Source organism: Cupriavidus sp. DL-D2 (assembly GCF_039710735.1).
In the GTDB taxonomy this organism is placed as follows: Bacteria; Pseudomonadota; Gammaproteobacteria; order Burkholderiales; family Burkholderiaceae; genus Cupriavidus.
Map to the genome: position 1 here is coordinate 1 of NZ_JBDKXK010000102.1, position 20,738 is coordinate 20,738.

Annotated in this window: 14 protein-coding genes and 2 pseudogenes; 11 read left to right on the forward strand and 5 right to left on the reverse strand. The window is 66.1% G+C overall.

Translation table 11 applies throughout. The features are described from left to right. A pseudogene (gene actP / locus ABDB81_RS29550) lies at positions 1-669 on the reverse strand (cation acetate symporter); the annotation flags it as partial. Further along, positions 666-971 (reverse strand): DUF485 domain-containing protein, encoded by a 306-nt coding sequence (locus ABDB81_RS29555; protein ID WP_137926579.1) that lies wholly within the window; start codon positions 969-971, stop codon positions 666-668. The gene ABDB81_RS29555 and the pseudogene actP, both read right to left, overlap by 4 nt. Before the next feature lie 316 nt (positions 972-1,287). On the opposite strand from ABDB81_RS29555, the gene ABDB81_RS29560 reads away from it, so the two are divergent. The 6 genes from ABDB81_RS29560 (at position 1,288) to ABDB81_RS29585 (ending at position 6,834) form a co-directional block, all read left to right on the forward strand. Then, on the forward strand, positions 1,288-1,512 hold the full coding sequence (locus ABDB81_RS29560) for a hypothetical protein (RefSeq protein ID WP_346814306.1): 225 nt from the start codon (positions 1,288-1,290) through the stop codon (positions 1,510-1,512). A gap of 257 nt (positions 1,513-1,769) precedes the next feature. Next, the gene (locus ABDB81_RS29565) at positions 1,770-2,285 is read left to right on the forward strand and encodes a sigma-70 family RNA polymerase sigma factor (RefSeq protein ID WP_137926581.1); all 516 of its coding nucleotides are present in this window, start codon (positions 1,770-1,772) and stop codon (positions 2,283-2,285) included. Then, positions 2,261-3,259 carry a FecR domain-containing protein gene (locus ABDB81_RS29570; RefSeq protein ID WP_346814307.1) on the forward strand — a complete coding sequence of 333 codons (999 nt, stop codon included), beginning with the start codon at positions 2,261-2,263 and terminating at the stop codon, positions 3,257-3,259. The genes ABDB81_RS29565 and ABDB81_RS29570 overlap by 25 nt, the downstream gene beginning before the upstream one ends. A 93-nt stretch (positions 3,260-3,352) precedes the next feature. Further along, positions 3,353-5,737: a TonB-dependent receptor gene (locus tag ABDB81_RS29575; RefSeq protein ID WP_346814308.1), complete on the forward strand. Its 2,385-nt coding sequence runs from the start codon at positions 3,353-3,355 to the stop codon at positions 5,735-5,737. A gap of 185 nt (positions 5,738-5,922) precedes the next feature. After that, complete coding sequence (locus ABDB81_RS29580) at positions 5,923-6,447, forward strand: sigma-70 family RNA polymerase sigma factor (protein WP_137926584.1); 525 nt, start codon at positions 5,923-5,925, stop codon at positions 6,445-6,447. A 129-nt stretch (positions 6,448-6,576) separates the two neighbouring features. Further along, positions 6,577-6,834 carry a DUF4880 domain-containing protein gene (locus tag ABDB81_RS29585; protein ID WP_137926585.1) on the forward strand — a complete coding sequence of 86 codons (258 nt, stop codon included), beginning with the start codon at positions 6,577-6,579 and terminating at the stop codon, positions 6,832-6,834. 54 nt (positions 6,835-6,888) lie between these two features. Here the strand turns inward: ABDB81_RS29585 and ABDB81_RS29590 are convergent, their stop codons facing one another. After that, positions 6,889-8,193: a lysine N(6)-hydroxylase/L-ornithine N(5)-oxygenase family protein gene (locus ABDB81_RS29590; RefSeq protein ID WP_346814309.1), complete on the reverse strand. Its 1,305-nt coding sequence runs from the start codon at positions 8,191-8,193 to the stop codon at positions 6,889-6,891. After that, positions 8,180-8,863 (reverse strand): annotated as a pseudogene (locus ABDB81_RS29595) (GNAT family N-acetyltransferase); the annotation flags it as partial. The pseudogene ABDB81_RS29595 and the gene ABDB81_RS29590, both read right to left, overlap by 14 nt. A gap of 328 nt (positions 8,864-9,191) precedes the next feature. On the opposite strand from ABDB81_RS29595, the gene ABDB81_RS29600 reads away from it, so the two are divergent. From ABDB81_RS29600 to ABDB81_RS29620, 5 genes are all read left to right on the forward strand, one after another. Beyond that, entirely contained in the window at positions 9,192-10,880 is a 1,689-nt protein-coding gene (locus ABDB81_RS29600) for a cyclic peptide export ABC transporter (RefSeq protein WP_160471975.1), read from the forward strand. Next, the gene (locus ABDB81_RS29605) at positions 10,877-11,383 is read left to right on the forward strand and encodes a transcriptional repressor (RefSeq protein ID WP_346814310.1); all 507 of its coding nucleotides are present in this window, start codon (positions 10,877-10,879) and stop codon (positions 11,381-11,383) included. The genes ABDB81_RS29600 and ABDB81_RS29605 overlap by 4 nt, the downstream gene beginning before the upstream one ends. 86 nt (positions 11,384-11,469) lie before the next feature. Further along, complete coding sequence (locus ABDB81_RS29610) at positions 11,470-12,561, forward strand: efflux RND transporter periplasmic adaptor subunit (protein ID WP_304523614.1); 1,092 nt, start codon at positions 11,470-11,472, stop codon at positions 12,559-12,561. After that, the gene (locus tag ABDB81_RS29615; RefSeq protein ID WP_137926591.1) at positions 12,561-14,504 is read left to right on the forward strand and encodes a MacB family efflux pump subunit; all 1,944 of its coding nucleotides are present in this window, start codon (positions 12,561-12,563) and stop codon (positions 14,502-14,504) included. The genes ABDB81_RS29610 and ABDB81_RS29615 overlap by 1 nt, the downstream gene beginning before the upstream one ends. 1 nt (position 14,505) lies before the next feature. After that, positions 14,506-15,906 (forward strand): efflux transporter outer membrane subunit, encoded by a 1,401-nt coding sequence (locus ABDB81_RS29620; protein ID WP_346814311.1) that lies wholly within the window; start codon positions 14,506-14,508, stop codon positions 15,904-15,906. A gap of 85 nt (positions 15,907-15,991) precedes the next feature. On the opposite strand, the gene ABDB81_RS29625 is transcribed toward ABDB81_RS29620, so the two are convergent. Continuing rightward, a partial coding sequence (locus tag ABDB81_RS29625) for an amino acid adenylation domain-containing protein (RefSeq protein WP_346814312.1) occupies positions 15,992-20,738 on the reverse strand: 4,747 nt, incomplete at its 5' end.

Consider the following 20,738-nt stretch of genomic DNA (forward strand, 5'->3'; position numbering starts at 1 on the left):
CATGAACGACGCGCCGCCCAGCAGCAGGCATGCCTTGATGATCTGCACCCATGTGGTGGCCGTCATGCCACCAAACAGCACGTAGATCATCATCAGCGCGCCCACGATGACAACTGCCACCCAGTACTCGAGCCCGAACAGCAACTTGATCAACTGGCCAGCCCCCACCATCTGCGCGATGAGATAGAACGCCACCACCACCAGCGTGCCGGATGCCGCGAACGCTCGGATGGGTGCCTGCTTGAATCGATACGCGGCCACGTCGGCAAACGTGAAGCGCCCCAGGTTGCGCAGCCGCTCGGCCATCAGGAACGTGATGATCGGCCACCCCACGAGAAAGCCGATCGAATAGATCAGCCCGTCATAGCCGCTGGTGTACACGGCTGCGGAAATCCCGAGGAAGGACGCTGCAGACATGAAGTCACCCGCGATGGCCAGACCGTTCTGGAAGCCGGTGATGCCACCGCCGGTATAGAACGTGGCGGCGGATTTGGTCTTCTTGGCCGCCCACTTGGTGATGAACAGCGTACCGACCACAAACACCACGAACATGCCGATGGCCGTCCAGTTGGTGGCCTGTTTCACGGCCTGTCCCAAGTCTCCCCCGGCAGCGAAGACGCTGGCGGATAGCAGCAGTGCGGCGGCGCCGAATACATGTCGAGACGTCATGCGACCTCCTGCTTGATGCGGTCGGTGAGGTCGTCGTACACGCGGTTGGCGTGCCACACGTAGAGTCCCGTGAGCAGCACGGTAAAAAGAATCACGAACAGCCCGATCGGCATGCCCCAGGTCATCACACCCTGCCCCACGCGTGCGGCCAGCAGTTCCTTGTCGAACGCAATGACCAGCACGTAGCCGTAGTACACCACGAGCATTACCGCCGTCAGCATCCATCCCAGCCGCCCACGCCGCCGCACCAGTTCACGATATTGCCGGCTGGCCTTCAACTTCATGATCAGATCATCTTGCATCGTTGTCTCCTGCACATCCTTGCTTCACCACGCGGTACTTGCCGCATGGCCCGGAGACAAGGTACTGCGCCCCCCTTACCCTGTTCTTACACGGCTCGTGCATCGATTCGGGGTAAACGCCAATCTGCGTGGAGAACGGAGGCGCGCAGCGCATGGGACCCACTCGGCCAGTCACATGGCCGCTTGGATACGACCCTTTCAATTGATCGCTATCAAACAGCTACAGGTTTTGGCGCACTAACGATTCCACAGTGGCTATCTTCACAAGGCAAAAGACGAGACACACAGAGTTGATGCTGCCAAGGGGAGAGTTGCCATGTTGAGTGCCCACGAAATCGCCGCGTTGATGGTGCTGGGATCGCTGGGTTCGTGCCGCGATATCGACCCGCGCGACCTGGCCGCGCTTGCCACCCGCCGCCTGATCGACATGACCCACGCACCGGCCACGTCGCCCGCGGTGCAACTGACCCCGGCCGGCTATCACGTGCTGGGCGCCGTGCACCGTACCTCCCCGGCGCGGTGGTCGCAGCGGAACGCGTAGCCATTGCGGCGCCAGAAAACCTGGAGCATCCAACACCGGGGGTCATTTTGTCCCCTATGTGCGTCATGCGTGGCTCCCAGGCGGGGAGGAAGGCTGGAGACGTCGCATGCCGCCACCCCGCGCCGCGCCCTTTCGCTCACATTTGCAGAATTTGCAGAATTGCCATTTGCGCGGTTGCAGCGGCATCGCACAATCTTTAGAATGCAAATCGTTCTCAATAACGCAGGGCGCCGTGGCGCCGCGACGGGATCGACGCCATGGCTGGGACAGAGGCTGCTTCAAGCGGCAGGCATGCAATCGCGAGCATTTACCGCAGTCACCATGGTTGGCTGCTCAACCTGCTATCGCGCAAGCTGGGCAACATGGAGTGCGCTGCCGATCTGGCGCACGATACGTTTGCACGCCTGATCCATGCGGGCGATGCGGCTTCGCTGCGGGAGCCGCGCGCCTATCTCACGACCGTTTCCACGAACCTGACCGCGGACTATTTTCGGCGGCAGGCGCTGGAGCGTGCCTATCTGGAAGCGCTCGCCTGCCTGCCCGAGCCCACCGTCCCGTCGCCTGAGGATCGGGCGCTGATTCTCGAATCCCTGACCGCCATCAGTTGCGCGCTGGATCGCCTGCCCGCGCGGGTGCGCGATATTTTTCTGCTGTCGCAGGTCGATGGTCTGCCCTATCGGGACATTGCCGACGAGATGGGCATCACCGTCAATATGGTGCAGAAGGCGATGGCGAAAGCCTACGTGCAATGCTGTCGCGTGCTGCAACGATGATGGCACCACCCAGCGACGAAGTTCTGGAAGAAGCCGCGATGTGGCTGGTCACCTTTGAATCGGGTGAAGCCACCGCAGCCGACCAGGCGGCCTGTGCGCGCTGGCGTGTCGACGATCCCAGCCACGAAATGGCGTGGCAGATGATGACCGACACCATCGGCCAGCTTCGCCACGGGCTGGTCGGTGTGCCGTCCGCCGTCGTGCGGCAGACCCTGCAGGCGGATACCCGCGTTCCCTCGCGCCGCCGCGCCCTCAAGGCGCTGGCCGGCATCGGTGCGCTTTCGCTCGCCGGAACCAGCGGATGGATGCTGACCCGGACCGCCGCCTATGACCGCATGGCTGCGGATCATTCCACAGGGCCAGGAGAAAGACGGACGCTGCGGCTATCCGATGGCACCGTCGTCACGCTCAACACTGCGTCCGCCATCGATGTGGCATATGGCGCGCAGCATCGCCGGATTCGGCTCCGCGCAGGCGAGATCGAGGTGCATACCGCGGCAGACGCCCAGGGGCGCCCGCTGGTGGTTGCCACGCGATTCGGCACGATCACGCCGCTCGGCACGCGCTTCGTGGTGCGCGATGTGGCGACGGGCGATGCCTCGATCACGGTGGGTGTCACGGCCGGGGCCGTGCGTGTGATGTCGGAAGGCGGCGCGTCGTCGCGCATCGATGCGGGTCAGCAAATCAGCTTTGGTTCCCTCGCGGTGGGTGATCCCGCACCGATGGACCCCGCCATCCGGTCGTGGATCGACGGGATGCTGGTGGCGCGCCGCATGCCGCTGCCGGCTTTCGTGGCGGAACTTGCCCGCTATCGTCCCGGCCTGTTACGTTGCGATCCGGCGCTGGCCTCGCTCAGTGTCTCCGGCGCATTTCCCCTCGATGACACCGACGCGGCACTGGCGTTACTGGAGAACGCCCTGCCCGTGCGCACACGCTCGGTCACGCCGTACTGGGTAACAGTCGTCCCCCGCTAGCCCTGTGCCATCACGGCCCGCCGCACCCCGAATCATCCGAAGTCCTACGCCGCCTCAGTCATCGTGCCTCGTCGATCCGGTCGTCCCAGTTTCGTGAGCGCGCATCTCGCCGACGTGCTTCGCGCCAGCGTCATGGCCGCGTCCGTCGCGGCTGCGCTGACGATGGCGGGCAACGCCTGGGCGCAGACCGCTGCCGGCGCACGCTCGTTCTCGATCGGGCCCGGCCCGCTGGACGTGACCCTCGCCCGTTTCGGCAATGAAGCGGGGGTGCCGATCGCCGTCGATCCCGCGCTGACCGTGGGACTCGACAGTCCCGGCTTGCAGGGCACCTATACCGTCGAGGAAGCGCTGCGTGTGCTGCTCTCCGGCCAGCCGGTGGAGGCGGTGTCGAACCCCGGCGGGAGCTACTGGCTGCGCCCACGCACATTGCCCGCGCCCGCTACCGCCGAGACATCGGTGCCGATCCCGACCCTGACGCCGGTCATCGTCACGGGGGCGGCCGACGACATCGACCACTATCGCGCGCCGGCCGCGAGCCTGGGCGTGCTGGGAGACCGGCCCATCATCGAAGCGCCCTACAGCATCGAGGTGGTGACACGTGACCTGATGGATAACCAGCAGGCCGACTCGCTCGTGGACGCACTGAAGAACGATGCCTCGGTCACGCCGATCAGCAACAACATTGGCGGGCTCTCCTCGCAGATCGCGGTGCGCGGTGTGGGACTCGATCTCCTGAGCGGGCGCAAGGTTGACGGCCTCAATATCTTTAGCTGGAGCAGCGATCTGCCGCTTGAACACTTCGAGCAGATTCAGCTGCTCAAGGGCGCCAGTGGCTTCCTGTACGGCTTTGCGCAGCCGGGCGGGATCGTGAACTTCATCAGCAAGCGGCCGACCGATACCCCGCTGCGCAACGTGTTGACGTCCGTGACGGATAGCGGCACGTTCCTGCTAGGCGGCGATCTGGGCGGACGTTTCGGATCGGAAGACCGATTCGGCTATCGCGTCAATGTGGTGGGCGAGACCGGCGACAGCTACGTCAAGGACGGGGGGCGAGTCCAGCGCGGTTCCGCGTCGCTGGCGCTCGACTGGCGCATCCTGCCGAAGCTGGTCTGGCGCGCCGATGTGCTGGCCGTCGATCGCCAGGTCACCGCCTCGTCGACCTGGGGTATTTTTCCGAATGCCACGGGCAGCGACACGGATTTCGTCGTGGCGCAACCGCCGGCCGCCATCCCCGGCAGCAAGCGGATCTTCTCGCCATTCACGCGTTACGAAACGCGCTCGTGGGTGTACGGCACCGGCGTCGAATGGACCTTTGCCGACGACTGGCGTGCCAGCCTGCTCTATCGTGGCTCGGTGATGACCCGTGGCTATCTCAATGGCTCGATCTTTGCCAACGCGGCGGGCAACTACACGGAAGTCCAGTACGCCGGCACGGACCGCTTCGACACCGATGACGTCCGCGCGCTGGTGACGGGCAAGGTGCGCACCGGGCCGGTCTCCCATGACCTGACTTTCGGACTCTCCTACGGGCGCATTCGCACCTTCTATTCGAGCGGCTCCACCTCGGCGGTGCTCGGCACGGGCAATCTGTCTCGCCCCGGCAATTTCCCGAATCCCGGCCTCACGGTCCCGCCTGCCGATGCGCTGGGCAGCGACACGATCCAGCGCGCGGCGTTCATCTCGGACACCGCCCATTTTGGCGATCACGTCGATGTGATCCTCGGCCTGCGGCACAACGGCCTCAAGGATACGGTCAACGGCTACGACAAGGGTGCCTATACGCCAACCGCCGCCGTCGTGCTGAAGCCGTCGCCGTGGCTCTCGGTCTACACCAGTTACGTCGAGGCCCTGGAGCAAGGCGCAACGGCGCCTCTGAGCGCGGCCAACGCGCAGGAGGTGTTCGCGCCGCTCAAGACAAAGCAGCTCGAGGCTGGCATCAAGGCCGAACGCGCCCTGTGGTCTGCCAGCGCCGCCGTATTCCGGATTCGGCGTGGCCTGACCTATACCGATGCCGACAATGTCTTCACCCAGAACGGGGAATCCCGCTACAACGGGCTGGAACTGCTGGCGAAGGCCCGCCTGACGTCGCGCTGGCAGGTGATCGGCAGTGTGATGTTCCTCGACGCCCGCAATGAGACCGCCACGGCGGGGCTGGCAGGCAAGTTTGTCGATGGCACGCCGCGGCAGCAGGCCAAGCTCTATTCGGAGTACCGGCTGGCCGATACCGGCTTCACGCTCACGGCCGGTGTCCAGTACTACGGGTCGCGGCCGATCGATGCGGCCAATACCGCGACCGTGGCGGGGTTCACGCTATTCGACGCAGGTCTGCGATACGAGACGCGTCTCGGCGGTACGCGCGCCATCGTCCGCTTCAACGTCGACAACATTGCCAACCGGGCGTATTGGCTGGCCAGCGCGTCCTACCTGACGCAGGGCGCACCCCGCACATTCAAGCTCGGCGCGCAGTTCGAGTTCTGACCGCACATCCTCGATGGCGAGATTCCGCAAAAAAGTTGGCGGATTCCGAAAGCTCGTCCGTCATACCTTGAGAAGCATCCAAAAAAGCAAAGCCATCCCGGATGGCAAGTTTTAAATGTATGTCCTTCGCGACATATTAGGAATGATTTGCATTTGTATTGGCATTTGCAACCAGGGAGACCAGCATGATGACGAGCGCCCCCGTAGCGACGCTTGCCGAGGTATTCATGGACAATCGCGCCCAACTGCGGCGGATTGCCCATGGCATTGTCAGGAGTCCCGAGACCGCTGAAGACATCCTCCAGGACGCCTGGATCCGCTTGTCGGATGGCGACCGGCTGGGCGAAGTCCAGCGTCCCTTCTGCTATTGCTGCCAGGTGGTACGGAACCTGGCGCTGGACCATTGCCGCCGGCAGAGCCTGGAATCGTCCTATCGCTGCTATGACATAGAGGTCGAGACACTGGAGTTGCCGTGCGCCACCTCGCCGCACAAGTCCTTCCAGGACTACGAGGTGCTCTGCGCGATCGATCGCGAACTGTCGAAGCTTCCCGCCCGCACGCGGCTGGCCCACGAGCTGTACCGCATCCAGGGCCTGACGCAGCGGCAGATTGCCGAACACCTGGGCTGTGCGCTCGGCCTCGTCAATGCGCTGCTGGCCGACGCGGCGCGGGCCATCGAGTCCTGCCGCACGCTGATGTACGCGGACTAACTCCGTGACGCGCTGCCCAGCTTCGTAAACGGCTGAAATGTTCCCGTGACAGGGCGTGGGCGACAACGCGTGCTTGACGTGTCAAAATTCCGCCACTTTGCTTCGTTTCGCTGGATCGGATTGGCACGCATGACACAACACAACGAGGATGCCGCCTGGGCAACGGCCTGGGCATGGGTGCAACGTGAGCATGATCGTGAGCGATTCAGCGACGATGCACGGGCCCGGATGATGGAATGGCTCGCGGCCGATCCCGCGCACCGGCGCGCCTATGACAAGGCCGCGCGGCTGTGGTTGCTGGCAGGGCTGGTGCCGCCGGTGAACGATCTCGACGGCGCACCCGAACCCTCGCCACCCGCCCCCTGGCCACGCGACGCCACGGAATAGAAAATGCCACTTGGACGGTGGCATTTCTTTATGCAGCAAGGCTTCGTTTCCGCATTACGCCATGATCGTCGCCGCGCGTCGCTCGCCATCGAAGGAGCGCCCTGATTGCCGCCCCGCTGCCTCCAGCGCCGTCGTGATTTCCCCCGTGCGGATCGCAGTCACCGACAGCAAGGTATCGCTGATGCCATGGCTGGTCTCGCACGCACCCTGCAGGAAGATCCCCGGCCGGAAGCCCGGTGTGGCGAGCACCCGGTAGTCACGGTCTACCGCGCATTCGCCCACCCATGGTTCGAGCTGCGCGAGGATCGAACGATGCTGTTCGCGTGCATAGCCCGTGGCCAGCACCACGAGGTCATAGGGGTTCTGGCTCGCGCGGCCAGCATTGAGGTCGCGCAGATCGAGCCGGACGCTGTCGGTGTCGGCCTGCGCACCGCAGACTTCGTGGCGGCGCAGCAGACGGTGGCGTTGATCGCCGCGCACCCGTTGCTCGTAGAACACCTTGAAGATGCTCTCGATCAGTTCCAGGTCCGGACAGGCGTAGTTGGTATGCCAGAACTCGCGCAGCATGGCCTCGCGCTCGTCTTCGGGACGGTGGAACACGTGATCGACATAGTCTGCATTGAAGATCTCGTTCACGAATGGACTGTTGTCGGACGGCCGGATGGCATGCGCGCGCACCACGAGGTCGATCTGTGCTTCGGGGTAGCGGCCATGCAGATCCATGAACAACTCCGCGGCGCTCTGCCCTGCCCCGATCACGGCGATGCGCCGGGGCGCAGCGTGCTGCGCGATACGGCGCAGGTACTGGCTCGAATGGAGCACCCGAGCGTCGTCGCGCAACGCGCGAAAACTGTCTGGAATATTGGGGCTGCCGCCCACACCCACCACCAGATTCCGGCCCAGGCGTTCGCGCGTTTCGCCGTCCGCGGTCCGGGATCGCACACGTAGCAGCGCCACTTCGCCGTCCCGGTGCTCGGGCGTCACCTCCACCACCTCCTCGCCATAGGCACATTGGTCCTGGAAATGGCTGGCCGCCCAGGACAGGTAGTCATTGAACTCGTGACGGCTCGGGAAAAACGTCTTGAGGTTGATGAAATCCTGCAGACGCCCCTTCTGATGCAGATAGCCGATGAACGTGAAGCGACTTGCGGGATTGCGCAGGGTGGCCAGATCCTTGAGGAAGGAAATCTGCATGTGCGAGTTGTCGAGCAACATGTCCGGGTGCCACGCAAACGCCGGCTGCTTCTCGATGAAGAACGCATCGGGGCGCTGCTGCCCGGCACACTGCTCTTCCAGTGCGATGGCCAGCGCCACATTGGACGGCCCGAAGCCGACGCCAATCAGGTCATGAACTTGCATGGGAAGCCTTGGGCGATAGTGTTGTCGGATGGCCGACGTTATCGGCCGTGTCGTCTGACTGCGGCATCCAGAGCGCCTCGCCGAAAAAGCGCTCGCGTGGCAGCACGCCCAGCACAGCGCGTTTGTGGGGGAAATCGAACTCGCAGACCAGGTCATAGCCGCAGCGCGACAGGCTCTTGCGCATCTTCGCGTTGTCCGCGCGCGGCTCGATGACCAGCCGCTGGGTGCGGCAATCGTCGAGAAACAGATAGTGCGAAATCGAAGGCATCCATGCCGTCAGCCACGATTTGCCGCGAAAATCCGGCTCGCCCACCAGCACATGCCAGCCCCGGTCGTAGTCGGTGGCGTCGCAGAATGGCGCGATGCGGTCCTCGCGTGCCCAGTAGACCTCGAAGTATCCGAACGGCTCGCCATCGAAGCATCCGATCAACTGTGTGACATGTGGATCGGCATGCACGCGCTGCAGGTAGGCGCGTTGATGGTCGATGTCGCCTTCTTCCTGCCAGAAATGCGCCACGTCGGGATCGTTCATCCAGCGGTGCATGCGCGTCACGTCCTCGTCGATATCGAGCGCGCGGAACGTCAGCGTCTGGTCGAGCCAGGGGATATGGCGGGTGTAGACCACCCCGTCAGGCTTGGACGGCCGCAGCGGGTGGCGCGTGCCGGCGGTGGTGACGGAATATTGCGGAAATGGCTCGCACGGGGCATTCAGCCAGGGGCGAGCCCGCTGCCACTGCATGGCCGGATGTCCGGCAAGGGAGGAAGTGGTGTCGTTGTCTGGCACGGGCGTCGGACGTGATCGATAGGTAGCGCGGTCCGGCGCCATGGCAGCCGTCCGCGTGCATACCCCACAAGACGGGCGGCATGAAAAAATGTTCAGGCAACGTGACGCCGCATGGCACGGCCTGAACATTCCAGTTTGCCTCTCGTCTACACAGTATCCGGCGCCCATCGCCGCCCATTGCCGCCCAGCGCCGCCGCCGCGGCCATGCCTCGCCATGAATGCTTCTCGCAGTTCCGCCGCTGAAACCCTGAACCTGCTCAAACCGTTTGCCCCGTGGATCGTGCTGTCCTCGGTCACCGGTATCACGGCGGGCGTGGCAACCGTAGCGCTGCTCTCGACCATCAATACGGTACTGAACCGCCCGGGCGGCATGGCCGGTGGACTGCTGCTGACGTTCGTGGGCCTCTGCGTGCTCGCATTGGCGGGCCGTGCGATCTCCGATATCTCCACCAATCTCGTGGGGCAGCGGCTCGTCGCCATGGTGCGCAAGGGGCTGGCCCGCAAGATCCTGGCCGCGCCCATCGATGCGCTGGAGCGCTACCGCACCCATCGCCTGATGCCGGTACTGACGCAGGACGTGGACATGATCAGCGATGTGGCCTTCAGCCTGTCTGCCACCGTGATCTCGATGGCGGTCGTGATGGGATGCCTCGGCTATCTGGCCTACCTGTCGCCCACACTGTTCGGCCTGCTGGTGGTGATGCTCGTGCTCGGCGCTGCAATCCAGACCCGCGCCATGGCACGCGGCATGGCGGGCTTCTGGCAGGCGCGCGACTACGAGGAGCAGTTGCACAAGAGCTATCGCGGCATCAGCGAAGGGGCCAAGGAACTGCGCATGCACCGGTCCCGCCGCATGGGGATACTCGATGGGCAGGTCGAACGGATCGTCGATGCCATCCGCGACATCAACCGCCGCGCGATCAATACCTATGTGCTGGCGATGGCCTTCGGCTCGGCGCTGTATTTCCTGCTGATTGCCGTGATCCTCGGCTGGGCAGCGTTCCGGCAGGTCGAGCCGCAGGTGCTCAGCGGATTCGTGCTGGTGCTGCTGTTCCTGAAAGGCCCGGTCGACCAGATCGTCGGCGCCCTGCCTGGTATCGGCCGCGCCAAGGTTGCGTTCTCGCGTATCGCGGATCTGTCGGCCCGCTTTGCCAACCCCGAACCCCACCTCGCATTGCAGCAGCCTCCGGCTCCGGTCAGGTTCGACCAGTCCATCGCGCTGCGCGGCATCGGCTATGCCTTCGATGCGCCCGAGGGCAAGACGGCCTTCGTACTCGGCCCCATCGATCTGGATCTACATCCGGGCGAACTGGTGTTTGTCGTCGGCGACAACGGGTCAGGCAAGACCACGCTCATCAAGCTATTGCTCGGTCTCTACGCCCCCCACTCTGGCCAGATTCTGCTAGACGGCACGCCTGTCACCGCCGAGACGCGCGACGACTACCGGCAGTTGTTCACCACCGTGTTCTCCGATTTCTACCTGTTCGAGGATCTGGTCGCGCCCGGTGACGGCGGCGCCGTCTTGCCCGAAGCGGCGCGCCCCTATCTGGAACGGCTCGAGATTGCCCACAAGGTCAGCGTCGAAGGCGGCGTGTTCAGTACCGTTGACCTGTCTACCGGGCAACGCAAGCGCCTGGCGCTGGTTCACGCGTATCTGGAGGGGCGTCCCGTGCTGGTCTTCGACGAATGGGCAGCCGATCAGGACCCCACCTTCCGGCAACTGTTCTATACCGAACTGCTGCCCGAACTTCGAGACCGGGGTCATCTCGTCATTGTGATCTCGCACGATGACCGCTATTTCCCGCTGGCTGACCGCGTCATCCACATGCAGGCGGGCCGCATCCGCGCCATCGACGTGCCTGCGCGCAGCACTGCGGGGGACAACGAGGCCGTTACCGCGTGACGCGACGCGCCCTGACACCGGCCAGCGGCGACGAGCCGCTGAAGGAGGCGCTGCGCCGCGCCCAGCTCAAGCCGACGGTCCAGATGGTGGCCACCCTCCGCGTGCTCGCACGGGCCGAAGGCGAGTGGCTCGGCGGCGAGGACATCTATCGCCAGTTGATGATGAGCGGACAGCCCGTCTCGCTTGCCACGATCTATCGCGTCGTGAAGAAGCTCGTGAGCTGCGGCATTGTGGTGCGCATGTGGCAAGAGCAGTACGGCAGCCGGCGCGCGCTGTATTGCCTGCGCGCCAACGAACCCGCGCCGGCCGGGCTGCGGCCTGGCGGACTGCGCATTCGCGACAGCGATGCAAACGTGTGGATTCCCGTTGGTGACAAGAACAAATGCGAGATCCTGCTCGACGCCCTGCGGCAATGCGGCATTTCGCCCGGCCATCGTTGTGAAATAGAAATCGGCGGAATGCCTGACCTGCATCCCGCCAAGCATGAGGAGCCGCAGTGTTGAGGGGCAGTCCTGCACGGAACACACGCGTGAAGCGTTGGGCGATGCTGATCGCCGGTGTGGCCATTGCAAGTGCGGTCGCTGCGGTCATGGCGCGGAGCAAGGAGACGCCGCCCGCGTCGGCGCCGGTCAGTGTGGAGACGCTTGAATCCAAAGTCACGGCACTCGGCATGATCCAGCCGCGCCGCTATGTGGATGTCGGCGCGCAGGTATCCGGACAGATCCAGAAGATCCTGGTCCAGCCAGGCGATGTGGTGCGCCAGGGGCAGTTGCTCGTGGAAATCGACCCCAGCGTGCAGCAGGCCACCGTGGATGCGGGACGCGCGGCACTGGCGGCGTTACGCGCCCAATTGTCCGGCAATCAGGCCCAGTACAGGCTGGCCGCGCAGCAGCATGCGCGGCAGCGGAAGCTGGCCAGCGCCGACGCCACGCGCGAAGAAGACATACAGGCCGCCGAGGCCGCGCTGGCGCTGGCCGACGCCAATATCCGCAATCTCCAGGCGCAGATCGCGCAGACGCAGGCCACCCTCAAGGCTGATGAAGCCCGGCTGGGCTACACGCGGATCTATGCGCCGCTGGCCGGCACCGTGGTGTCGATCGATGCACGCGAAGGCCAGACGCTCAACGCCACCTACCAGACGCCCAACGTGATGCGCGTGGCGGACCTGGGCACGATGACGGTCTGGTCCGAGGTCTCCGAGGCCGATGTCCGGCGCGTCAAGCCAGGCATGCCGGTCTACTTCACCACGCTCGGCGGCGAGGGACGCCGCTGGCACGGCAGCGTGCGGCAGGTGCTGCCTGCCCCGCCCCCACCTCCTGAAAAGGCATCGGGCGACAACGCCGCGACGCCGGCCAAGGCGGGCGGACGGGTGATTGTCTATACCGCCCTGTTCGACGTGGACAATGCCGATGGCGAACTGATGCCGCAGATGACGGCGCAAGTGGCATTCGTCGAGGCCAGTGCAAGAGACGCCATCGTCGTGCCGGTTGCCGCATTGGCACCCGCCGAAGGACGCGGCCGCTCGGTGGCTCGCGTGCTGCGCGCCGATGGCGGCATCGAGCGGCGCGAAGTCGAGACCGGTGTCCGTAGCCGCTTTCAGGTGCAGGTGCTCAAGGGGCTGTCTCCCGGCGAGCGCGTACTGGTGCAACAGTCCACGGGCGAGGCGGAGCCCAGTTCGTGATGGCTGGATCGCCCACACCGCTGATATCGTTGCGGGATATCCGCAAGACCTATGGCAATCGCAACGGCGCGCCGGCCACCGATGTGCTGCGCGGTATCTCGCTCGATATCCACGCGGGCGAGTTCGTGGCGATCGTTGGCGCATCGGGGTCGGGCAAGTCCACGCTGATGAATATCCTGGGCTGCCTCGACCGGCCCAGCGCTGGCCAGTACCTGTTCGAAGGGCAAGACGTGTCCGGTTTCGATGCCGATGCGCTGGCGTGGCTGCGCCGCGAGGCATTCGGCTTTGTGTTCCAGGGCTATCATCTTGTCCCCAGCGAGTCCGCGCGCGAGAACGTCGAGATCCCGGCGCTGTACGCGGGCATGCCAGACGCTGCACGCTGTGCGCGCGCCACGGCGCTGCTGGAGCGGCTGGACATGGGGGCTCGCGTCAATCATCGGCCTAACCAGTTGTCGGGCGGACAGCAGCAGCGCGTGGCCATCGCGCGTGCGCTGATGAACGGCGGCCGCATCGTGCTGGCCGACGAGCCCACGGGCGCGCTCGACAGCAGGAGCGGCGCCGAGGTCATGGCGCTGTTGCGCGAACTGGCCGCCGAAGGCCACACGATCATCCTGATCACCCACGACCGCGAGATCGCCAGCCGTGCACGTCGCGTCATCGAGGTGCGCGATGGGCAGGTCATTGCCGACTCCGGTGCCGTGGCGCCTGAATCGCCGCGTGAGCCGCTGCCGGGGGCTTCCGCGCACGGACACGCGAGCCTGGTCACCGATCTGCGCGAGGCCATGCGCGCTGCATGGCGCGTGATGTGGGGGAACCGTTTCCGTACGGGCCTGACCTTGCTTGGCATCGTGATTGGCGTGGCATCGGTCATCGTGATGCTGGCCGTTGGCAGCGGTTCGCAGAACAAGGTCATGCAGGAACTGGAAACGTTCGGATCGCGGACCATGTTCGTCGCGGCCAATCCGGCATCGTCGCGCGAACGTGGCACGCCGCTGACGCTCGACGATGTGCGCACCATTGCCGAAACGCCCAACGTGGAGGCCGTGGCGCCCTATATCGAGAATCGGGTGGTCGTGCGCCGGGGCGGCGTCGATCACAATACCGAAGGCGGCGGCGCCACGGGCGCCTTCGTCAAGGTGCTGCGCTGGCCGGTGGTGGCGGGCAGCATGTTCGATTCCGCCGATGAAGCCCGCACCGCCAAGGTGGCCGTGATCGGCGAAACCGTGCGCAAGCGGCTGTTCGCGGATGGCAGCAACCCACTCGGCCAGGACATCCTCGTCGACAAGGTGCCTTTCGAGGTGGTGGGCGTACTGGGTTCCAAGGGATCGACCGGTGGCGAAGATCAGGACGACCGCGTGCTGGTGCCGCTCTCTTCCGCCATCGCCCGTCTGTTTGGGCAACCCAACCCGACCTGGATCGCCGTGGAGATCCGCAATCTGGATCGCGCCACCGAGACCGCCGCCGAGATCGAGGCGCGCCTTGCCACGGCCCGTCGGGCCCGCGACGTGCGGATCTGGAACCAGGCGGAAGCGATTCGCGTGCAGTCCGCCACGGCGCGGACGATGACGGTGATGCTCGGTCTGATCGCTGCGGTGTCGCTGGTGGTCGGTGGCATCGGCGTGATGAACGTGATGCTGATGACCGTGCGCGAGCGCAAGCGCGAGATCGGCATTCGCATGGCCACCGGCGCGCGGCAGCGCGACATCCTGCGCCAGTTCCTGGCCGAATCGATGCTGGTCACTGCCGTGGGCGGTGGTGTGGGCGTGGCGATCGGACTCGTGACCGTCGCAGCCATGGCGCTGGCTGGCGTTCCGATTACCTACTCCCCCGCCGCGTGCGCACTGGCGTTTGGCTTCGCGGTGCTCACTGGGCTGGTGTTCGGCTACACGCCCGCACGCGGCGCCGCGCGGCTTGACCCGGTCGTGGCGCTGGCAGGCGACTGACATGATCGAATTTCCTCACTGCGGCTGGAGAAGCCTTTCACGCGTGTCGTACCTGCTTGGCGTCATGGTCCTGGGCGGTTGCGCCATCCATGGCGATCCCGCCCCGCGCGCAGTGGCCGTGCCGGCCGCATGGCATGCCACGTCCAAACAGGTGGGCAACGATGTGACGGACGCCTGGTGGCGAAGCTTCGGCAGTGTGGAACTCGACGCGCTGGTGGCACGCGCCGGCCAGCAGAGCCTGGACCTTGCCGAAGCGGCCGCACGGATGCAGGAGGCGCAGGCACTGGCGCGTATCGCTGGCGCATCGATGTGGCCGTCGCTGTCGGCTGACGGCAGGGCGTCTCGCCAGGGACGGCTCGGCGGCAGCACCGATGTGGCCGGCAATGCATGGCAACTGGGCTTCGTGGCGAACTACGAGGTGGATCTCTGGGGCCGCCTGGCCGCGTTGCGCGAAACGGCCGGCCGGGGAGTGCAAGCATCGGCGTTCGACCTCGATACCGTGCGGCTGACCGTCACCGCCAACGTGGCGTCGGCATGGGTCCAGCGGCAGGCCACGCGCGAGCGTATCGCCATCGGCGAGCAGAACCTCGCGAGCGCCGATCGCGTGCTGCGGCTGGTCGAGGCCCGCCGCCATGCCGGCGCCGCGCTGCAACTGGAACTGGCCCAGCAGCGCGCACTCGTGGCGGCACAGCGCCGCACCATCGAGGCACTGCGCCAGCAACAGGACGCATTGAACATGGCGATCGCGGCCCTGCTTGGCGAAGTGGCACCGCTGCCGCCTTCGACAGATGCCACGCTCGCCACGCTGCAGTTGCCCGACATCACGCCCGATACGCCATCGTCGCTGCTCGCCCGCCGGCCCGACATCGCCGCCGCCGAAGCCCGGCTGGCCGCCGCCGATGCCAATCTCGACGCCGCGCGTGCGGCACTGTTTCCGACTGTCAGCCTTGGCGCCGGTCTTGGTTTTGCCGGCACCACGCTCGGCACGTTGTTCAGCGGCCCGGCCTATACGCTGGCCGCCGCGCTGGCCGCGCCGATCTTTGACGGCGGCCGGCTGGCCGGTCAACGCGACCTCGCCGCGGCACAGCGCACCGGCCAGCTGGTGCGCTACCGCGCCACCATCGTCAACGCCTTCGCCGACGCAGAGACTGCGCTGAGCAATGTCAATGGCGCAGACGCCCAGGCACGGGAACAGGCCGAAGAACTCACGCAATCCGAACGGGCCGTATCCCTCGCCGAATCCCGCTACCGGGCAGGCGCCGACACCTTGCTCAACCTGCTGATCAGCCAGCGCAGCTACTACACGGCGCAGGACCAGGCCGTGCAACGGCTGGAGGCACGGTTGCTGGCCCGTGTGGGGGTGTACCGGGCGCTGGGCGGCGGGTGGGGGACGATGCGGTAGACGTTGCGGTTTGTCTTACCCCCCTCTCCTGCAACGCGGGAGAGGGGGGCGCACAGCGACGGGTAGCGCGGCTTTCGATACGGGCCTATACCACCACGACCTCCTGCTCCGCCAGCATCGCAAACGCTTCCAATTCCGCACGATAGGCGTCCACCAGGCTTTGCACCGTGGCTTGCCGGAACATGGCGTCGCTGAAGATCCAGCTGACGGACAACTGTCCGTCGTACACGCGGCCCACGATTTCGATCCAGTTGGGGAGTGGGCCTGCGGCGCTGCGCATGGCCCCGCCTGCTTCCTCGGCTGGCTGGAAATCGGTGCTGTCGCGGAAGGTCTGGTCGAACTGGCCCAGGTAGTTGAAGGTGATGCGTGGTTCGGCGGCGGCCAGTGCCGTGCGTACGGCAAGGTCCTCGCCAAGGTAGCGCAGCACACCGTAGCCGATGCCCTTGCCAGGCACGGCGCGCAGTGTATCGCGCACGCCGAGGATGCTTTGGCTGGCGCTGTCGCGTCCGTGCGCGAGCCGCACGGGATAGACGCTTGTGAACCAGCCGGCGGTCTGGCTCAGGTCGAGTCCTGCGGCATCGCCCTCGCGGCCATGCCCTTCCAGGCTGACCAGTGTGGCGTCGTGGCCGGTCCAGCGTGCCAGCACGCGAGACAGCGCTGCGAGCAGCAGTGTTTCGATACCGGTTTCGAAAGCCGCTGGCACGGCGCGCAGCAACCGGGCCGTGATATCGCGGTCGAGGATGGTGCGCACCGATGCGGTGTGTGCCGCGAGCGCAGAGACGGTGGCGTCATCGCGCGGCAGGTCCTGCGCATCGGCGAGTTGTGCCTGCCAGTAGCCGGCCTCGGCGCGCAAGGCCGCCGACTTGCCGTGGTCGCGCAGGTAGTTGGCCCAGGACTGGAACGAGACGCCGGCAGGCGGCAGCACCGCCGTTTCTCCGGCCGACAGTTGCGCGTAAGCGGCCTGCAGGTCGTCGAGCAGCACGCGCCACGTCACGCCGTCCACCACCAGATGATGGATCACCAGCAGCAAGCGCGCGCTGCCATCGGCAAGGCGCATGTGGACCACGCGCCAGAGCGGACCACTGGCAAGGTTCAGGCTGCGCTGGGCGGCCTCCCCGACTTCGGTGACTTCGGCGGCTCCGTCCACATCGCGCGTCCAGAGCACGTCTGCCGCGTTATCGCGCGGCACGGCATAGCCCTGCTCCCACGTGCCATCCGGGCGTTGCGTGAAACGCAGCCGCAGCGCGTCGTGACGCTGTGCAAGCGCGTCCAGTGCACGCAGCAGGTGCTGGCCATCCAGCGGACGTTCGGATCGCAACATCACCGACTGGTTGTAGTGATGACGCTCCGGAATCGGCTGGTCGAAGAACCACGACTGGATCGGGATCAACGGCACATGGCCCGCCGCAGTGGCCGGCCATGGCGATGCAGGACCGACGACAACCGGCGCGTCATCCCGTGAACACAGCGCAGCAATGGTCTGGTGCCGCATCAGGTCACGCAGCGTCAGCGTCAGGCCAATCCTGGCGTTGCGCACGCGGGAAATGACTTGCAGGCTGAGGATCGAATCGCCGCCAAGCTCGAAGAAGTTGTCGGTAATCCCCACGCGCGGCACTCCGAGCACCTGTTGCCAGATGTCCGCCATCCGCTGCTCGATCTCGTTGCGCGGCGCCTCCCACACTGTTTCGGTCCTGACCGTCGGCTCGGGCAGCGCGGCGCGATCGAGCTTGCCGCTGATCAGGCGCGGCAGTGCGGGCAGCACCACCACGTGCGCGGGCACCATGTACTCCGGCAGACGGACACCCAGCTGCTGGCGCGCCCGCTCGGGCAGGTCGCCAGCAGGCACGCCCGGCAGCGGCACCGCGTAGGCCACAAGCTGGTTGCCGGACGGCCCCTGCCGGGTGACCACGGCCACATCGAGCACGCCCGGCACCTCGCGCATGCGCGCCTCGATCTCGCCCAGTTCGATGCGGAACCCGCGCACCTTCACCTGATGGTCGGCGCGGCCGATGTACTCGATCACGCCATCGTCCATGTAGCGCACGAGGTCGCCGGTGCGGTACAGCCGGCCGCCATCGTTCGAGAACGGGTTGGCCACGAAGCGCTCGGCGCTCAGGCCCGGACGGCGCAGGTAACCGCGCGCCACGCCTTCCCCGCCCACATACAGCTCGCCCACCTCGCCCGGTGGGACCAGCCGCAGGTCTTCGTCAAGTACCCAGTTCGACCGCTCGCCCACGGGCCGCCCAATCGGTGCATAGGCACAATCGAAGGCACTGTCAGCCGGCGTCTTCCAGATCAGCGGCGTCACCACGGTTTCCGTGGGGCCGTAGCCATTCAGCATGAAGCGCGGACGCAGCGTGCGACGCACGAGGTCGTAAGTGGCACGCGGCATCGCCTCGCCGCCGAACACGTAAACCTCGACGGGCGGCACATCGTCGCGCCCCACGGCCCATTCGGCGATCTGTCCGAGATAGGCCGGTGGAAATGCCACGTGGGTCACGCCATAGCGGTTCAGCGCGTGGTAGGTCTGCTCCGGCGTCCACAGTTCGTCGTCGCGCAGCACCAGCGTGGCGCCGGTAGTCAGCGTGGTCAGCCAGCGCTCGTGCGCGCCGTCGAACGAGAACGACATGAAGACCATCTCGCACGAGTCATGCGTCATGCCATAGATGCGCGATGTGGCCCGGCAGTGCATCGCCAGCGGACCGTGCGACACCGCCACGCCCTTCGGACGCCCCGTGGAACCCGAGGTGTAGATGATGTACGCCAGGCCCTGGCGCGGCACCGCCACGCGCGGATCGGTCTCGGGCCACGCATGGCCCGGCAGGTCTTCCAGTTCGAGCACGTCCACGGCGTGGCCCAGGCCCAGTCCCGCGCGCACATCGCGCTGCGTGACCAGCAGGCTCAGACGCGCATCGTCCACCATATACGCGAGCCGGTCAGCCGGATAGGCGGGGTCCAGCGGCACATAGGCCGCGCCCGTCTTGAGCACGGCCAGCAGCGTGACGATCATCTGCGGCGTGCGGCGCAACGCCACCCCGACCAGACTCTCCGACGTGATGCCGCGTGCCAGCAGCGCGTGCGCCAGTTGGTTGGCGCGGGCATTGAGCGTGGCGAAACTGATGGCTGCGTCGCCCATGCGCACCGCGATGGCGTCCGGGCGTGCGGCGGCATGTTCGGCGATGGACTCATGCACGAGCGCGGCCGGACGTTCGATGGCCGCATCGGCCACACCCTGCGACTGGTGCGCCAGCACGGCCAGCGCCTGCGCAGCCTCCGTCCCCAGCCACGACAATTCGCCGAGCGGACGTGCGGCAGCCTGCACGAAGCCAGCCAGCAACTGCTCCATCTGCGCGCGCAGTGCCACGGCGAACTCGTCCGATACCTGGTGACTGGCGTAGCAGAACTCGATTTCGAGATGGTCGTGCATCAGCACCTGCAGGTCCATCGCGTAGCCGGTCAGCGACAGGCTGTCCACAGGGCCAAACGTCAGGCCGTAGCTTTCGGCATTGCGCAGCGTCTGCGAGATCGGGTGATTCTCGAACACGATGATGGTGTCGAACAGCGGACGGCCCGATGACCCCTGCCAGCGCTGGATATCGGCCAGCGATGTGTGTTCGAACTCGCGCAGGCCCAGGTTCAGGCCCTGCAGCGCGCGCAGCCAGTCTCCGAGCGGCTGGGCCGCCGGCATCGTTACCGGCACGGGAATCGTGTTGATGAACAGCCCCATCATTTCCTGGGCGCCGTCGAGCGATGGCGGACGCCCCGCCACCGTGGCGCCGAACGTCACCGTGTCGCGATTCAGGCAGCGCTTCAGCGTCAACGCCCAGGCAGCCTGCACGACCGTGTTCATCGTGACGCGCTCGCGTTGCGCAAACGCCTGCAGGTCGCGCGATGCTTCGGGCGTCATCCGCGTGTAGATCTTGCCGTAGCCCGGTTCGCGCTGCGGGGCACGCGAAGCTTCGGCCAGCAGCGTGGGGCCGTCCACGCGGCGCAACGTGTCGCGCCAGAACGTCTCGGCCACGGCCTTGTCCTGCGCGGCCAGCCAACGCACGTATTCGCCATAGCCGGGTGCCAGCGTGCCCAGTGCCTCGCCGGCATAGGACTGCAGCCATTCGCCCATGAGCCGCGTCTCGCCCCAGCCGTCCAGCAGCATGTGGTGGCCGGTCCAGACGATCTGGCAGAGATCGTCATCGAGCCGCACCACGCAAACGCGCGACAACGGCGGCGCCATCATGTCGAAGCCCCGACGCAGTTCGGTGTCCGCCAACGCCTGGAGCCGCGCATCCGTGTCGGGCTGCCCGCGCCAGTCGAGTTGCGCGATGCTCGCCCGCACCGCGCGCCGCACCGCCTGCACCGCGCGCGCCATGCCGGCTTCCCAGATGAAAACACTGCGCAGGATGGGATGTCGATCCACCATCGCCTGCCACGCCTGTGCCAGACGCGCGGGGTCCAGCCCACGCACCGATACACTGCGCTGGTTCATGTAGAGGCCGCTGCCCGCCGATTCCAGCGTGTGGAACAGCATCCCCTCCTGCGTGGGCGACAGCGGATAGACGTCCTCGATCTCGTTCGCGTCGAAGCCGAGCGCGGCGATCTGTGCGGCGTCCAGATACTCTTCCAGCTTGCCGCGCACCGTGGCCTTCGCCGCGGGCGCAGCGGTCCCGACGCGCTGCACCACCGATGCCAGCGCCGCAACGCTCTGATGCTCGAACATCTGGCGCGGTGTGATCTGCCAACCGGCGACACGTCCGCGCGACACGATCTGCAGGCTCAGGATGGAGTCGCCACCGAGCGCAAAGAAGTTGTCGTGCCGGCCCACGGCAGGCAGGCCC

Coding starts and splice junctions, on each gene's coding strand:
- ABDB81_RS29555 (WP_137926579.1), bottom strand. CDS start 971: ATGCAAGATGATCTGATCATGAAGTTGAAGGCCAGCCGGCAATATCGT.
- ABDB81_RS29560 (WP_346814306.1), top strand. CDS start 1,288: ATGTTGAGTGCCCACGAAATCGCCGCGTTGATGGTGCTGGGATCGCTG.
- ABDB81_RS29565 (WP_137926581.1), top strand. CDS start 1,770: ATGGCTGGGACAGAGGCTGCTTCAAGCGGCAGGCATGCAATCGCGAGC.
- ABDB81_RS29570 (WP_346814307.1), top strand. CDS start 2,261: ATGCTGTCGCGTGCTGCAACGATGATGGCACCACCCAGCGACGAAGTT.
- ABDB81_RS29580 (WP_137926584.1), top strand. CDS start 5,923: ATGATGACGAGCGCCCCCGTAGCGACGCTTGCCGAGGTATTCATGGAC.
- ABDB81_RS29585 (WP_137926585.1), top strand. CDS start 6,577: ATGACACAACACAACGAGGATGCCGCCTGGGCAACGGCCTGGGCATGG.
- ABDB81_RS29590 (WP_346814309.1), bottom strand. CDS start 8,193: ATGCAAGTTCATGACCTGATTGGCGTCGGCTTCGGGCCGTCCAATGTG.
- ABDB81_RS29600 (WP_160471975.1), top strand. CDS start 9,192: ATGAATGCTTCTCGCAGTTCCGCCGCTGAAACCCTGAACCTGCTCAAA.
- ABDB81_RS29610 (WP_304523614.1), top strand. CDS start 11,470: ATGGCGCGGAGCAAGGAGACGCCGCCCGCGTCGGCGCCGGTCAGTGTG.
- ABDB81_RS29615 (WP_137926591.1), top strand. CDS start 12,561: ATGGCTGGATCGCCCACACCGCTGATATCGTTGCGGGATATCCGCAAG.
- ABDB81_RS29620 (WP_346814311.1), top strand. CDS start 14,506: ATGATCGAATTTCCTCACTGCGGCTGGAGAAGCCTTTCACGCGTGTCG.